Here is a 16,402-nt window from a genome sequence, read left to right on the forward strand (position 1 = left end):
CGCCGTTTCCGTTGCGATCACGGGCTCCGCCCACATCAGCATGGCACAGAACAGCAAGCACGATTACCGCCCCAGCGTGACCTCTCTTCGCCTGTGCGACATCGTTCAATTCCTGCACACATTGCCACTGGCGTTACAAAACGCTCTCAAGGCGAAGGGGCATCTTCGCAACCGATGTCCTGTCATCTTGCGTGCAAATCTACTGCCAGTTGCCGCGCTGCCTCCGCACGATGACAAACACCACAGCTGCGACGATCAGCAGCAGCACCAGCAGGCCGCCGAGCAGCGTCGGCACCAGCCCGAAGCCGCCATCCTGCTCGTCGCTCGCAGCGTTGACCTCCTGGTCATCGTCGCTCTCCTCCTGCGAAGCGGACGTCTCGGCTGTGCTATCCGCCGCATCAAACTTGATCGGCTCGTCCGAGGGCTCCGGCCCGTCCTCATGCGTCGGCGTCCAATCCGGGCCGCCGTTGGCGGGCTCGCCGTCCATGACCACCTCAAACTCGAAAGGCTGCTCTACGCCAGCGACGTCGTAGCCTTCATGCACCCACCCCATGCCGACCCAGATGTAGTACTCGCCCTGGTAAGGGGTATGGGTGCCGTGCCACACGTACTGGCTCAGCGTTTCCGCGTCAGATTCGGCTGCATCCATGAAGAAGTTCAACGGGGTGCGCACGAGCTCGTTGCGCATCGGATCGTAGATGCCGAAGCCGAGGCTATCGGCGTTGTGCGCGACCGACTCCGGCGTTTTCATCTTCACCACCGGCCGCTGCCCGTAGGCCACCGGAATCTTGAAGAACCTGAACTCGCCGGGAACGATGTTGTCGGAGTACGTGCCCTCGGTGATCTCAACCGCATTGTTGAAACCCGTGCCGCCGGAAATTGGCTCGGGGTTCTTCATCGGCATCTCACCAAGGTAGTCGCCAGCTTTAATAATTTTGCCGTCTGACCACTCAGTTTTCTCCTCATCGCTGGGAATAGGCTCATAGAACACACTGACCTCGAGCCCGATGTCCCCGGTGTCAACGCCCGTGACGTCGGAGATCTGCGTCTTGACCAGGATGTCGCTCATATCGCACTCCATGTCATCCTCATCATTGCGCTCTGCCGAGGCATTCGCAGAGTCGATCCCGTAGTCCGGCCCAGAAGAAACGAACGCGGTGTGCGTCGTCGGGAACCAGCCGCATTCTTCGTCGCCCTCGTTAGTCACCTCCACCGGCTCAATCTTTAAGTGGCCCTTTTCCGACATACCGTCGGTCTGCCACACCGGTGTGAAGACCACGCGCGCGTGGTGGCGCGGGGGCACGGAAATGCGGAAGTACCGGTCCTTCGGAGTACCCCGGTCCGGGGTCACCGTGGTCTGGTACTGGCCTTCGCCCAGCCACTTCGCGCCCTCTGGGGTGTCCGAGAACTCAAACTCTGTGCCGCCGGTTTCGTACTTCTCCACCCCGCGCTGGGCCAGAAACTTCAGCGACTGCGCCAGGCTGCTCGCATCGGCCGCCTCTAGGAACTGCCCGCCGCCAGCTTCCGCGATACACTCTAGCTCCGCACGAGCCTCCTCGTCCGCCTTGAAGCCGACCGTATGGATCGTCAGATCCACGCCCTGGCCCGCAAGCTCCTTGGCCACGTCACAGACTTCCGGCGGCGCACACGTATCAATGCCGTCGGAGACCAGGATGATGGAGCGCTCGCCCTCATTCCCGAGTTCCTCCGCGGCCTTACGCAGTGCATTGCCCATCGGTGTGTACCCCTTCGGCGTGAGCCCGTCGATAGCCGAGCTGAACTCCTGCTTATCCACCTCGCCGATTGGAACAAGGCGCTGAATGTCTCTGCAGCCCTTTTCCCTATTGTCAGGTGCGTTGGACTCCTGCGCACCATAGGCAAAAAAGCCCATCTGCGCAGTATCCGGCAGCGAATCAATCAGCTCATGGGTCGCCTTCTTCGCCGCGTCGATACGCGGCCCATCGGCATCCTCCTCAAGCATCGAAAACGAAGAATCCAAAATCAGCGCGGCTTTCGCGTCCGCCGAGCCTTCGCTTGCCGACGCCCGCACAGTCGAACTCGACAGCGTTCTCGTCTCCGTGCTCACCGCGGTGCTCGATTCCACGGGCCGATTCGTTGACGTTGCCGTCTCAGTCGCAAAAGCCGGTGCGACCCATATCAGCACGCACGCGGCGGCAAGTATCAGCACAGCCACGGCACTGCTTTTCTCTCTTACATGCGACATTGCTCATTTCCCTTTCTGGTATACGTCCGTTAGGTGTCCGGGTTTGACCACCGGCAACCTATTGCCAGTTACCGCGCTGCTTGCGCACGATGACAAACACCACGGCCGCAGCGATCAGCAGAAGCACCAGCAGGCCACCCAGCAGCGTCGGCACCAGCCCAAAGCCGCCGTCCTGCTCGTCGCTCGTAGCGTTGACTTCCTGGTCATCGTCGCTCTCCTCCTGCGAGGCCGACGTCGTCGCAGCGCCGTCCGCCGCATCAAACTTGATCGGCTCGTCCGAGGGCTCCGGCCCGTCCTCATGCGTCGGCGTCCAATCCGGGCCGCCGTTGGCGGGCTCGCCGTCCATGACAACCTCGAACTCGTACGGCTGATCCACACCCGCAATGCCGTAGCCATCGCTCACCCAGCCCATACCGAACCAGACGTAGTAGTCGCCTTGATACGGAGTGTTGCTGTCGTACCACACGTATTGGTTCAAGGTTTCCGGATCGGATTCTTCCGCGTCATCGAAGAAGATGAGCTTGCCGCTCGCAACCTCGTTGCGCAACGGGTCGAAAATTCCAAAGCCAATGTCATCCGCATTGCGCGCCACAGACGGCGGCGTTTTCGCCCTAAGGACGGGCCGCTGTCCGTAGGTCACCGGGATCTTGAAGAACTTGAACTCGCCCGGGATGATTGTGTCGGAGTACGAACCCTCGGAGATCTCCACCGCATCGTTGAACCCGGTGCCGCCGGAAATCGGCTGCGGGTTGTCAATCGGCATCTCCCCCAAGTAGTCGCCGGCGCTGGTGATGCGGCGATCCTTCCACTCAGTCGCTTGCTCGTCCGAGGGGATCGGCTCGTAGAACACGTTGACCTCGAGCGCGATGTCGTCGCTCACCTCGTCGCCGTCGTTGGAAATCTGCATCTTCACCAGAATGTCGCTCATGTCGCATTCCATGTCGTCCTCGTCGTTGCGTTCAACAGATGCGTTCGCGGCGTCGATGCCAAAGCCCGGCCCACCGGAGTCGAACTCGGTGTTCGCGGTGGGGATCCAGCCACACTCCGGGTCGCCCTGGTTGGTCACCTCAGCAGGGTCGATCTTCAGGTGGGAGTCCTCATAGGTTCCTTCAGTCTGCCTCATCGGCGTGAACACCATGCGCGCGTGATGGCGCGGCGGCACAGAGATGCGGAAGTAGCGGTCGGTCAGGGAGACGCGGTCCGGCGTCACCGTGGTCTGGTACTGCCCCTCCCCCAGCCATTTCGCGTCTTCAGGCGTGTCCGAGAATTCGAAGTGCGTGCCCGCCGTCTGGTACTTGGTCACCGAGCGCTGGGAGAGGAACTTCAACGACTCCGCCAGACTCGTCGAGTCCGCCGCCTCGAGGAACTGCCCGCCGCCGGCCTCGGCGATGCACTCGAGTTCCGCGCGGGCATCCTCATCGGCCTTGAATCCAACGGTGTGAATGGTCAAGTCCACGCCCTGCCCCGCGAGCTCCTTGGCCACATCGCACACCTCAGGCGGCGCGCATGTATCAATGCCGTCGGAGACCAGGATGATCGAGCGCTCACCATCGTTGCCCAGTTCGTCCGCGGCCTTGCGCAACGCATTGCCCATCGGGGTGTAGCCCTTCGGCGTCAGCCTGTCGATAGCGGACTTAAATTCCGCCTTGTCTATCGTGTCCACGGGTACGAGACGCTGGATGTCTTTGCAGCCCCGCTCCCTGTTGTCGGGCGCATTCGATTCCTGCGCGCCGTACGTGAGTAGGCCCATTTTCGCCGTGTCCGGCAGGGAATCAACCAGCTCGTTCGTGGCCTTCTTCGCGGCGTCGATACGCGGCCCATCCGCGTCCTCCTCGAGCATGGAGAAGGACGCGTCGAGGATGAGCGCCGCTTTCGCGTCGGCGGAGCCAGTGCTTGCCGACGCCCCCTTGCCCTCTTTCACCCGCGTCGTCGAGCTCGACAGCGTTTTCGTTTCGGTGCTGACCGCCGTGCTCGATTCGGTGGCGAACGCTGGCGCCATCCACATTGCGGCGCACGCGATGGTCAGTAGCAATGCCACCACTGCCTGCGTGCGCCCAAACCGTATTGTGTGAGACATTCCCAAACTCCCATCCAGGTTATGACAAGTATCACAGACAACAGTAAAGGACTAGTCGTAGTGGTGCAACAGGTGTCAGGGACTTCTTTGGGTGACTAAACCAGGACCCTCTGAAACGCAAAAAAGCCAGCTCCCGTGCTTGGGAACTGGCTTGATATTTGGCGACCCTGACGGGACTTGAACCCGCGACCTCCGCCGTGACAGGGCGGCGCGCTAACCAACTGCGCCACAGGGCCATCGCACTGCAACCCCCACCGTAACGGGGATCACTGGTACCCCCAACGGGATTCGAACCCGTGTTGCCGCCGTGAAAGGGCGGAGTCCTAGGCCTCTAGACGATGGGGGCTAGCGACTTGACCCAATCTAGTTCATCGCCTGTGAAAATAGCAAAACGGCTGCGCACACCGCGTTTCTTACCCCCTGGTAGAGGTCGGTTAAGATGACCGCATGCAAGAAGACTCGTGCCAGCACGGCTACTTTGATGAGAAGTCCCGCTACCTCGCCCGCCTCAAGCGCATCGAGGGACAGGTTCGCGGCATTCACCGGATGGTGGATGAGGACCAGTACTGCATTGACATCCTCACCCAAATCGCGGCGATCGACTCCGCCCTGGAAAACCTCGGCCTCGCCCTGCTGGAGGACCACCTCAACCACTGTGTGAAGGGCGCGCTCGCCGCGGGCGACGACCAGGCCGACGAGAAGGTCGCCGAAGCCATGCTGGCCATCAAGCGGATGGTGAAGTCCTAAGAGGCAGTCGCTTTTCGACGCCCACGCTGCCCTTCCGTGCCGGTCCGAGCCACGCCTGCGCGGGGCCGGGCGACAACTGTGCGGGCCCGAGCCCTCCCAAACGCTAGATACCGATACTAAGACCCCGTTTTCGCCCCCCAGGAGCGTGTTGTCGGGGTCTTACTATCGGTATCTGCGCCTAAAGCGCTGCAACGCCCAGCACAAAGCTCCCCACCAGCCTGGGACTGATTTGTCAGTCCAACCGGTGGGGAGCAGTTCATTCCCGGGCGAGTGCCCGGGTCTTGCCGCACGACTTACTTCTCGGTCTTGCCGTCCCTCGAGGACGAACCGCCGAGGGACGACGCCTCATCCGCGCCCTCCGGGCGCACGGTGGTCATCCCGTTATCGCCCTCGGACGAGCTGGTCCAGCCGTCGAAGCCTTCCGGCTTACATGCCTGGTTGATCAGCGCGATGCCGACGGCTGCGGCACCGATGACGGCCAGGCCGATGCCCAGCGGTCGCAGCTGCTCGCCCACACCGGCGTACTGCTGTTGGAGGCCAGCAAACTGCTGGTTCACGGCGTCTGCCTGGGACTCCAGCTGACGGTACCACTCAGGCTTATTGTTGCCACCCATGCCCACGTCCGGCAGGTCCGGCGCGTTCTCGCGGATCTTCTGGTTGATCTGGCCAAATGCCTGGTTGATCTGCGGGCCGAACTGCTGTGACAGCGGGCCTCCAACGGCAGCCAGGAGGCCAATCGGTACCAGCCACAGCAGCGGGCTGTTCGCGGCGAACGCGTTTGCCACGCAGCGCTGGAAATCCTCAGACGAGCCGGTCGTCCCCGGTACCGGGGTCGGCTTCGTCGTCGGTTCCGAAGGCTTCGTCGTCGGCTCGGAGCTCGGTTCCGAAGGCTCCGTCGTCGGCTTAGTCGTCGGTTCCGAAGGCTCCGTCGTCGGCTTAGTCGTCGGTTCCGAAGGCTTCGTCGTCGGCTTAGTCGTCGGTTCCGAAGGCTTCGTCGTCGGCTCCGCCGGCTCGGCCTGCTTCCCGGAGACGCCAACCTTGACAAAGGTTTCGAGGACGCTGCCGTCCGCACGGGTCACCTTCACCGGGATGGTTGCGATGGTGCCCGGCTCGACGTCGTCCGGCGTGGTCACGGAGACCTCGCCGGTCGTTTCGTCGATCGTCACGTCCCAGCCTTCGGGGACGTCGCCGATCTCGTAGGAGTCGCCGTCGACGTGGCCGTGCTCCAGCTCGGCGCGGCCGGTTGCGCCCTTGCCCAGGACTACCGGCGGGTAGTACGGACGCTCCTCCGGCTTCGCCTGCTCGCCCGTGTGGGGTGTACCGGTGCCGACGCGCAGGATGCGGTTGGTCGGCTCCGTGATGGTCTCGGTGGAGACGGTCGGATCGCCGGTGACGTGGCCGTCGACAAGCTTCCAAGTGCGCGTGGTGCGCTGCGAGCCTTGCTGGCCGTTCTGCTCGGTGAAGACGGCGCCTGCCGGCAGGGTCGGATCCTCGATGATCTCGGTCTCAAACGGCAGCGCCGACTCGTTGACCTCGGTGATCTCGGATGCTTCGCCGCCGGTGCCGACCTCGATGACGTGGTCGGTGGCCGGGGTAATGACCTCGGTGAACTCCTTCGGCACGAGCTTGCCGTCGACGATCTCGTAGCGCACGCCACGCTTCTGCGTGCCGTTCTTGCCCTGCGTGATTTCCTCGACGGATCCGCGCGGCTTGTCCGGGTTTTGCTTCACAATCACCTTGAACGGCAGCGGCTCCTCCCAGGACACCTCCTCCGGGATCTCGGAGGTGCTGTCGGACGGCTTGGTGCCGATGCGCACGACCTCGTCCTTCGGCTCGACGCGCTCGACGTCGGTGCCGGTGACAGTCACGCGGCCCGGCACGCCCTCGGTCACGGTCTCCTTCTCGCCCGCTTCGAGCGTCGGGTCGAAGATGACCTTGGTACCAAACGGCAGGTCAGTCGTCACCGACTTGACCTCGGGTGTCTCGGCCGGCTTGGTACCCACGCGCATGACGCGGTTTTCCGGCTCCACCAGCACGGTCGAGGTGGTGGTCGGCTCGCCAACGGGCTTACCGTCCTTGTACTTCTGGGTGGTCACGGTCTGCTGCTTGCCGGGAGCACCAGGCTTTTCGACGATCACCTGCCCGGCCTCCAGCGTCGGGTCCTCAATGACCTCCGTGTCGAACGGCAGGCGCTCGATGGTCACGACCGACTGCTCGGTTTCCTGCGGCTCCGTCGGCTTGGAGGTTTCCGTCGGCTCCGTCGGTTCGGTCGGCGTGTCCTTCTTGGTGCCGATCTCAACGATCTTGTTCACCGGCTCCTTGGTCACCTCAGTGGATTCCTCCGGGGTGAGCACGCCGTCCTTGAGCACGAAGTGGACAGTGTGCGTCTCTTCGCCGCGCTCCCCGTCTTGGACAACGCGCTTTTCACCCTTCGGCAGATCGGGGTTCTCACGGATTTCCACGTCGAAGGCGGTGGACTCAGTCCAGGAGTAGTCCTTCGGCGCCTGAGTCTCCGGGTCCGTCACCTTCTTCGTGCCGACGACGATGATGCGCGGCGTCGGCTCCTCGGTGATCTTCAGCTCGCCGTTTTCCACGACGCCCTTGCCGTCCTTGCCGGCCTGCTTCTCCTTTTGCTCGCCGGCCGGGAGGGTGTCGTCGAACTCGACCTGCGTGGTGAAGGGCACGCTTACCGACGCCGACGTTTGCGGCTGCTCGGGCTGCTTCGGCTGCTCGGGCTGCTTCGTGCCGACGCGCATGACGCGGTTTTCCGGCTCCACCAGCACGGTCGAGGTGGTGGTCGGCTCGCCAACGGGCTTACCGTCCTTGTACTTCTGGGTGGTCACGGTCTGCTGCTTGCCGGGAGCACCAGGCTTTTCGACGATCACCTGCCCGGCCTCCAGCGCCGGGTCCTCAATGACCTCCGTGTCAAACGGCAGGCGCTCGACGGTCACGACCGACTGCTCGGTCTCCTGCGGCTCGCCCGGCTGCGTTGGCTCAGTCGAGGTGTCACCCTTAGTGCCGATCTCCACGATCTTGTTGACCGGCTCCTTGGTCACCTCGGTCGTTTCCTGCGGTGCGTACACGCCGTCCTTGAGCTCGAAGTGGACGGTGTGGGTCTCCTCACCGCGTTCGCCGTCGCGGACAACTCGCTTTTCACCCTTCGGCAGATCGGGGTTCTCGCGAATCTCCACGTCAAAGGCGGTGGACTCAGTCCAGGAGTAGTCCTTCGGCGCCTGAGTCTCCGGGTCGGTTCCCGGGTCAGTTGCCGGGTCCGTGTCTTGCTTCGTACCCACGACGATGATGCGCGGCGTCGGCTCCTCGGTGATCTTCAGCTCGCCGTTTTCCACGACGCCCTTGCCGTCCTTGCCGGCCTGCTTCTCCTTTTGCTCGCCGGCCGGGAGGGTGTCATCGAACTCGACCTGCGTGGTGAAGGGCACGCTTACCGACGCCAACGGGGCCGACTGCTTCGTGCCGACGCGGATGATCTGCGTCTCCGGCTCCTTCGTGCGCTCGGTGCTGACGACTGGGTCGCCGGAGGGCTTGCCGTCGACAAGCTTCTGCGTCGACGTCTCGGTCTCCTCGCCGAGCACGCCGGCCTTTTCAACCTCGGTCTTGCCGGCGTCGAGGTTCGGGTCGGCCTTGACCTCGGTGTCGAACGGCAACTGCTTGGTGGTCTTGGTCACCAGCTCGGTCTCGCCAAGCTGGGGGCCGTACTCCACGATCCGCTCCACTGGGTCCGTCCGCTTCGTCGACTCCACGTGGCTGGCATGGTCGCCCTCAGCGTCAAACGTGGCGGTGTAGGTTTCCTCGCCGGTTGCGCCTTCCTGAACGACCTTGGTCTCGCCAGGCTGCAGGTCGGGGTTCGGGCGCATCGTTGTCGGGAACGGCAGCGGAACGGTCCAGGTCACCTCGTCGGTGGCCTTCGACTGCAGGGTGCCAACAAGCACGACCTCGTTCGTCGGCTCCTGAGTCCGCGTCCAGGTTCCGTCCTCGTTCTGCTTCTCGGCGCCAGCGGTACCTTCCTTCTCCACCTTGTACTGGCCCGCGGGGAGCGTGTTGTCGTACTTGTACTCGACCTTGAATGGCACCTCGCGGGTCGGCCGGTCCACCACGGTGACCGGTGCGGAGACCCTGTCCACGGAGCCGTCGGCGTACTTCACGGAGACCGGGACGTTAACCGCATCGCCCGGCTTCGCGGTTGCAGGGGACTCTGCGAGGACGTTGCCGTCCTTGTCCAGGCTGACAAGCCAGTCGCCGTTGGCGGTCTTGACTTTGTACACCGGGTTACCAAACTCGTTGACGTCGCCGGTGTCGGTGTAGTTCTTCGCGGGGCGGATCTTGTATGGATCCTGCGCCGCGACCTTAACGCCGTTCGGGTTGTCCAGCGTAAGCGGCAGCGAGGTCTTCGTGCCCGGGTACACGCTCTCGGCCGGGTAGGTCGGCTCGACCTCGAAGTTTTGGGTCAGGCTGACAATGGTGGTCACCGGCGCCTCATCGGTCGAGCCGTCCGGGTAGGTCACCGTCGCGTTCTTCGTCTGCTTGTCGCCCGGCTTCGCATCGGTCGGCGGGGTGACGGTGATGTCACCGGTCTTCGGGTCGACGGAGTACTTCCAGCCGTTCTCCTCAGTCTGAGTGATCGGCGTGTCGCCGTCCATGCCGAAGGAGAAGGTGCTGCCTTCAGGCAGGTCCTTCGGCGTGATGCTGCGGGTGACTTCCTTGCCCGGCGTGGTCGACTCCGCGGGGTAGCCCGGGGCGTACAGTTCCGCCTGCTTATCGCGCACGACGAACGGGGCGTAGACGACGTCTTTGCTCCCGTCATAGTACGTCACCGTCACCGGCACGTCGACGTGGTCGCCGGCGCGTGCCCCCTTCGGGGCCGTCGCGTGGACGGTGCCGTCATAGTCGACCGTAAACGTCCACCCGTCGATTTCCGCGGGGACCGAGTAGCGGTCGTCCACATTATCGGCGAGGTCGCGCCACGGGACGTCCGAGGCCTCCGTCGGCTTCGACGTCTGCGTGCCACCCGGAGACGTCCACGCCTGCAGGTAGTCCGGGTTGTAGATCTGGCGAGCCTCGGCGTCAACGATAAACGTACCGCTGGTCACGTCGGAGCTGCCGTCGTTGTAGTTCACCCGCACAGGCACCTGTGCGGAGGTACCCGGCTTTGCGTTCGGGCTGATCTTCATCGTGATCTCGCCCGTATCGGGATTAATCGTCAGGTCGTCCCAAGACAGGTTCCGCGGCAGCGGAATGTAGGAAGGATCGTTGGGATCCGTGATGAACTCGTACTTCGGCTCGTACGCCGGGTTCACGTAGGTGGTGTCGACTGGGCTCTTCACCTCGTCGCCCGGCTGGCCGTGCACCGTCTTGTAGTTCGGGTTGTTCGCAGCAGATGCGGTGGACACCACGCTGAACTCGGCCGGAACCGTGGCGCTCGAGCCGTCCGGGTAGGTCACGGTCACCGGGAGGTCTGCGGTTGCGCCATCCGGCAGGGACGCGTCCGGTGTTGCAGTAACCGTGCCGTTTTCATCAATGTCGAAGGTCCAGCCCTTCGGCCGGTACTTCGGGGCCGGAAGCTTGTACTCAGCCTTGCTGGGATCCCGGAGCTGCGTGGAGATGTCCGAGGTAACGGCAACGCCCGGCTTAGTCTGGCGCGGTGGGTAGCTGGCCGCGTCTGCTCCCTGCTTGTCACCAACAACGCTGATGGTGCCGGTGGTGACCTGCGGAGTCGCGCCACTGGCGTAGTGCGCCTGGACAGGGAACGTCAGGCTTGCCCCCGGAAGCGCGTCGGCCGGGATCTCCGAGGTGACCTCACCCGTCTCCGGGTCAATGGTCAGGAACCAATCGCCCTGCTGCAGGGTCGTCCCGCCGTCCGGGAAGGAGTAACTCGACGGGGCCTCATCATCCTCCTCGCCACCGATGCCAATGTTGGGAATGGTCGGGGTCAGCGAAACCTTATCCTTTGCCTTGCCGGTCACGGCCTGGTAGTCCGGAACCTTCACGCTCGCGGCGACCTTAAAGTCGACGTTCGTCTCGTCCGTGGTCCCGTCCGGGTAGGTCGCGAGCACCTTGACGTTTGCGTGCGAGTTGTTCGGGGCATCGCTTGGCGACGTCGCCGTGACGGTTCCGTCCTCGTCGATCTTCACGTCCCAGCCCTCCGGAACGGAGGCAGGGTCGATTTCGAATTTCGCCGGCTTCACGGCGTCGTATCCGCTCATCGTTGGCCGGTAGCCCACCTTTGACGTCAGCGGTTTACCCTGCACGCCGCTGACGGTCTCCGGGTCGGGGGCCAGCTCCGTGACCTGGGTGTTGTTGGGGTCCACCAGCACCAGGAGTGGGATCATGTCCTGCGAGCCGTTGGAGTAGGTGACAACCACGCGGGGCTGCGCGAATGTGCCCGGCTTCGGGTTCGCCGGTGCAGTCACCGTGACGTTGTTCGTCTCCGGGTCCAGCTCGGCCTTCCAGCCCGCGTAGACGTAGCGGGTGTCCAGCTTGACCGTGGCGTTATTGCCGCCATCTGCCTTCTTCTTCATGAGTTCCGCGATCCGCGCACCGGTCTGCTCGAACGTCACTTGCTGCTGCTCATTGGTGACAGGACCGTTCTCGGATTCGGTGCCGGAGATAATCGCCTTGTCGGCGGCATCGTACTCGGGATCGTGGAACTTGGTGTCGTCCAGCGTGATCGTCGAGGTGCTCACCAGGTTCGGCGTGCTGTAGCGCGGCAGGCTGTTGGATTCCTCGCTGACCTTCGCGAGTTCGCCGGCTGCCGCTTCAAGTTCCTCCACGGTACGGGGATTGGCAACAACAGTGAAGGTGACGTTTTGGTCCCCGCTGATCGCTTTGTTGCCCACGTACTTCGGGGACGTATATGTCACAGTGCCGTCTTCCGCAATGGCGAGTTCGCCGGTCGCGGTCGAACCGAGCAGGTTGCCCTGCTGGTCGTGGGCCTCCACGATCATGCGGGACAGCGACTTTGCGTCCGCATTAATTTTGCCCACCTCGACCGACTCGCCGGGCTCGATCACCATCTGTTTGATGGACTTCCAGTCCACCGTGACCGGCGAACAATCGTCGTTCTCGCTCGGCCAAGGGTTCACCGTCGCCTCAATAGACGTTTGCCTAAACATTTGTGTAGCGCGGTCAACGTTGTCCTCCTTATACCGGCCCACCCAGGCGTACCGCACCGGAGAGTCGGCCGTCGCGGCGGTGTACTGCGCGATCTTCTCACCGGTCAGGTCCGCTGCGATCGTGGCGGTGATTGGGGAGCGCCCAGACTTGCTGATCGACATCACCTCGTTGGCCTGCTCAGTGGGCGCCAACTCCGCGCCCCAGGGGAACGGTGCTGACGGCGCAGCGGCCTCCACCTCGCTGGGCTGCTTAACCAGAGCGCTGTTATTCGACCCGGTGATCAGCCAATCGTTGAAGGTGCGCTGCTTGTCCCCCGTGAATTCAACTACCGCACCGAAGGTCTTCTTATCGACGTTATTGGACTTGGAGGGTTCAAACACCTGCGCCTTGAAACCCGCCCGCTCCAGCGAATCCCCTCCGCCAGTCACCGTGCAGTTTCCGGCACCAATGTCTGAAGCGATGAGGTCCGACCCCTGCAGCACGCCCGCACCATCGTCGCCAAAAAGTCCCCCCTTAAACCTGGCGGACGAGCCGGAGCCTTCCGCAGCCGCTGCCTCGGCTGCGCGGGCCGGACCCGGGAGGTGCGCCGCCGACCCGAGGGCCAGCGAGATGACAGAGAGCATCGCAACCCTTGTGCGGGCGCCGCGCTTTCCCGGCTTGCGGATTTGAAAAACATTCTTTACCACGTGGATTCTCCTTAAAAACCACTTCGATGCCATGCAGTGCACACCGCCCGTCGGCCCGGGTGAGGTGCAATGTTTCTGCAAATCAACTGGCCAACAAGTGTACTCGGCTTGTGCAAAAGTTCACACACAATTAGTCACACCTAATATGTTTGGCGTGTATGGATGATGGCGGGATGGGTTTACGGGGGCGTCGATAAGCACCTTGCCCCCTGCATACGCGCAAACCCCCGGTCCAGGAAAGACCGAGGGTATTCACGGTGGGCCCTGCGGGGATCGAACCCGCGACCTGCGGATTAAAAGTCCGTAGCTCTACCAGCTGAGCTAAAGGCCCATGCGCAATATAGTAGCGGGCCACATACGCGGGGCGAAAATTGACCGACGCACGCAACCAAACGCCCGCGCTACCAGCATGAATCAAACGGGGGTAGCGCGGGCAAAAGGGTTCACCTTACTTCTGCATCGTGCCCGTCTCCATGATGCGGTTGTGGAAATCGAAGGCGTGGCGCAGGTCGTGCGGGGTTGCCTGGTACTTGCACTTGGCGGCCAGCTCCACGTACTCCTCAAGCAGCGGACGGTACGACGGGTGGGCGATGGAAATCATCTTGGCAACGCGGTCGCGCGGGGCCAGGCCGCGCAGGTCGGCCACGCCGTACTCGGTGATGAAAACCATGGCGTCGTGCTCCGTGTGGTCCACGTGCGAGACCATCGGCACGATCGCGGAGATCGCGCCGTCCTTCGCCACCGACGGGGAGATGAAGGAGGAGATGTAGGCGTTGCGGGTGAAGTCGCCGGAACCGCCCAGCGCATTCATCAGGCGCGAGCCGTTGATGTGCGTGGAATTCGCGTTGCCGTAGATGTCAGCCTCGATCATGCCGTTGGAGGCAATCAGGCCCGTGCGGCGAATCACCTCCGGGTGGTTGGAGATGGACTGCGGACGCAGAATGATGGACTCACGGTACCGCGCGGCCTCCTCGTTCATCTTGTCCGCGTACTCCGGAGAGAGGGAGAACGAGGTGGCGGAGGCGACGGTCATCTTGCCCGCGTCGATCAGGTCGACCATGCCGTCCTGGATCACCTCGGTGTAGGCCTGGATGTTTTCAAACTTGGAGTCCATTAGGCCTGCCATCACAGCATTCGGCACGTTGCCCACGCCGGACTGCATGACGTAGCCGTCGTACGCCAGGCGGCCGGCCTTGACCTCGTTCTCCAGGAAGTCCAGGAAGTTGCCGGCGATCTGCTCAGAGGTCTCGTCCGGGGCCTTGAACGGGGCGTTGCGGTCCGGGTCGTTGGTCTTGATGACCGCGACGACCTTCTCCGGGTCGATCTCGATGAAGGAGGTGCCGATGCGGTCGCCACACTTGGTAATCGGAATCGGGATGCGGTTCGGCAGCGCCGGCACGGTCCAAATGTCGTGCATGCCCTCGAGGTCCTCAGACTGCCACTCGTTGACCTCAATGATGATCTTCTTCGCGGCGTTGAGGAACTCCACGGAGTTACCGACGGAGGACGACGGGACGATGTTGCCCTCCTCCGTAATACGGACTGCCTCGACGATGGCCAGGTCGACCTCGCCGAAGAAGCCCTGCTCCACCATCATGCCGGAGTGCGAGAGGTGGATGTCCTGGAACTTCATCTCGCCGGCGTTGATCTTGCCGCGCATGGTCGGGTCCGACTGGTACGGCATGCGGTAGCGCAGCGCGCCCGCTTCCGCCATCACGCCATCACACTCCGGTGCCGTGGACGCGCCCGTGTAGACGTCAATACTGAAGTCCTGCCCCTTGTCGTGCGCGGCCTTCGCCTTCTCTGCGATGACACCCGGCATGGCCTTGGGGTAGCCGGCGCCGGTGAAGCCGGACATGCCGACCTTGTCGCCGTGGTTGACAAACTGGCCCGCCTCCTCGGCGGTCATGACCTTGTCACGAAGCTTTGCGTTGGCGATACGGTCGCCCATGTTCATCCCTCACTTGTGTTCGTCGGTACGGAATAACAACTCCACTGTATTGTGACCTAGCCCGCATTGCCAGCACGTGAGCGCGCACACCTCTCCACTTCACAACACCCCGAAAATTGGTATTACCAGCAGCTTCGCAGGTCGCGGGGGCTTCAGGACGCTTATCGACGCCACACCACCCCCACAAACCAGACCCCTCATCCCCCGACGTCACCCCCAAAGGGGGTGGAACAGTACGCACTGCGACCCCTCTCGCCTCCACGCCACAGGGCCACCAACGAATTGCGCTTATCCCCTCCCAACAGGAACAATAGAGAACCATGACAGCACCGACGACCAGCGCAGGCCCCGCGCTACGCATCGGCGGGATGGACCTGGACTCCCCCGTCATCCTGGCCCCCATGGCCGGGGTGACCAACATGCCATTTCGCGTCCTGTGCCGCGAGATCGAGCAGGAGCTCACCGGAACCAGCTCCGGGCTCTACGTCTGCGAAATGATCACCGCGCGCGCCATGGTGGCCCGCAACCCGAAGACACTGCACATGACCACCTTCGCGGACGTGGAGACGCCGCGCTCGATGCAGCTCTACACCGTGGACCCCAAGTTCACGTATGACGCGGTACGCATGATCGTGGAAGAAAACATCGCCGACCACGTCGACATGAACTTCGGCTGCCCCGTCCCCAAGGTCACCCGCAAGGGCGGCGGCTCCGCTATCCCCTACAAGCGCCGCCTGTTTGGCAACATCGTCGCCGCCGCCGTGCGCGCCACCGAGGGGACCGACATCCCCGTCACCGTGAAGTTCCGCGTAGGCATTGATGCTGAGCACCACACCCACCTCGATTCTGGCCGCATTGCCGCCGAGGAGGGCGCGGCCGCTGTCGCCCTGCACGCCCGCACCGCGGCGGAGCGCTACTCCGGCACCGCGCACTGGGACGAGATCGCCCGGCTGGTCGAGCACATGGACGGCACCGGGGTGCCCGTCATTGGTAACGGCGACATCTTTGCTGCCGACGACGCGCAGCGGATGATGCAGGAGACCGGCTGCCACGGCGTCGAGGTCGGCCGCGGGTGCCTCGGAAGACCGTGGCTGTTCGCCCAACTCGGCGCGCAGCTACGCGGCGAAGAAGTCCCCGCGGAACCGACGCTGGGCAAGGTTGCCAGGATCCTCTACCGTCACGCGGAACTGCTGGCGGACCACGACGGCGAGGAGCACGCCTGCCGCGACATCCGCAAGCACACCGGCTGGTACCTGCGCGGATTCCCCGTAGGCGGTGAGTTCCGCAAGGAGCTCGCGCAGGTGACGTCACTCGGCCAGTTGTGGGACCGGCTGGCACCGATTGCAGATTCTGATGCGAAGGCGGAGCAAGCTGACAGCGCGCGCGGCCGCCAGGGCGGGTCCTCCAAAGTCGCGCTGCCAGAAGGATGGTTGGATGATCCCGAAGATGACGCTGTCCCACAGGGCGCGGAAATTGAAAACAACGGCGGGTAGCCCGGAGGCACCGAACGCACGCGAGCCCGAGGATCCCTCGGAGCGCGCCGCGCCTGCCCACGCAGGCGAGGCGGGTGACGGTGGTGACGGGCGCAC

6 protein-coding genes and 3 tRNA genes are annotated in these 16,402 nt (G+C 63.4%); 2 read left to right on the forward strand and 7 right to left on the reverse strand.

From position 1 onward, the window contains the following. Positions 1–199: 199 nt before the first annotated feature. From FPH17_RS08530 to FPH17_RS08545, 4 genes are all read right to left on the reverse strand, one after another. The gene (locus FPH17_RS08530; protein WP_167496799.1) at positions 200–2,104 is read right to left on the reverse strand and encodes a vWA domain-containing protein; all 1,905 of its coding nucleotides are present in this window, start codon (positions 2,102–2,104) and stop codon (positions 200–202) included. A gap of 178 nt (positions 2,105–2,282) precedes the next feature. Further along, positions 2,283–4,301: a vWA domain-containing protein gene (locus FPH17_RS08535; protein WP_154879858.1), complete on the reverse strand. Its 2,019-nt coding sequence runs from the start codon at positions 4,299–4,301 to the stop codon at positions 2,283–2,285. 159 nt (positions 4,302–4,460) lie between these two features. Next, positions 4,461–4,537: transfer RNA gene (locus FPH17_RS08540), tRNA-Asp, on the reverse strand. A gap of 34 nt (positions 4,538–4,571) precedes the next feature. Continuing rightward, positions 4,572–4,647: transfer RNA gene (locus tag FPH17_RS08545), tRNA-Glu, on the reverse strand. Between the two features lie 101 nt (positions 4,648–4,748). Here FPH17_RS08545 and FPH17_RS08550 point away from each other — a divergent pair. Beyond that, a complete protein-coding gene (locus tag FPH17_RS08550) occupies positions 4,749–5,048 on the forward strand; it encodes a metal-sensitive transcriptional regulator (protein ID WP_095279017.1) in 300 nt (99 codons plus the stop codon). 293 nt (positions 5,049–5,341) lie between these two features. Here the strand turns inward: FPH17_RS08550 and FPH17_RS11930 are convergent, their stop codons facing one another. The 3 genes from FPH17_RS11930 to FPH17_RS08605 all read right to left on the reverse strand — a co-directional run bounded on the left by FPH17_RS11930 (position 5,342) and on the right by FPH17_RS08605 (position 14,813). Next, positions 5,342–12,799, reverse strand: coding sequence for a G5 domain-containing protein (locus FPH17_RS11930; protein ID WP_167496800.1), 7,458 nt, complete (start codon positions 12,797–12,799; stop codon positions 5,342–5,344). 321 nt (positions 12,800–13,120) lie between these two features. Further along, positions 13,121–13,193 (reverse strand) — tRNA-Lys (locus FPH17_RS08600). A gap of 117 nt (positions 13,194–13,310) precedes the next feature. Further along, positions 13,311–14,813, reverse strand: a complete 1,503-nt coding sequence (locus FPH17_RS08605) for a succinyl-CoA:acetate CoA-transferase ScpC (protein ID WP_095536340.1) — start codon at positions 14,811–14,813, stop codon at positions 13,311–13,313. A gap of 320 nt (positions 14,814–15,133) precedes the next feature. Here FPH17_RS08605 and dusB point away from each other — a divergent pair, with 320 nt between their 5' ends. Continuing rightward, positions 15,134–16,306, forward strand: a complete 1,173-nt coding sequence (gene dusB, locus FPH17_RS08610) for a tRNA dihydrouridine synthase DusB (protein ID WP_154879860.1) — start codon at positions 15,134–15,136, stop codon at positions 16,304–16,306. Positions 16,307–16,402 lie beyond the last annotated feature (96 nt).

Origin of the sequence: Corynebacterium gottingense, assembly GCF_007559235.1 — a bacterium.
Classification (GTDB): Bacteria; Actinomycetota; Actinomycetes; order Mycobacteriales; family Mycobacteriaceae; genus Corynebacterium; species Corynebacterium gottingense.

Coding starts and splice junctions, on each gene's coding strand:
- FPH17_RS08535 (WP_154879858.1), bottom strand. CDS start 4,301: ATGTCTCACACAATACGGTTTGGGCGCACGCAGGCAGTGGTGGCATTG.
- FPH17_RS08550 (WP_095279017.1), top strand. CDS start 4,749: ATGCAAGAAGACTCGTGCCAGCACGGCTACTTTGATGAGAAGTCCCGC.
- FPH17_RS11930 (WP_167496800.1), bottom strand. CDS start 12,799: ATGCTCTCTGTCATCTCGCTGGCCCTCGGGTCGGCGGCGCACCTCCCG.
- FPH17_RS08605 (WP_095536340.1), bottom strand. CDS start 14,813: ATGGGCGACCGTATCGCCAACGCAAAGCTTCGTGACAAGGTCATGACC.
- dusB (WP_154879860.1), top strand. CDS start 15,134: ATGACAGCACCGACGACCAGCGCAGGCCCCGCGCTACGCATCGGCGGG.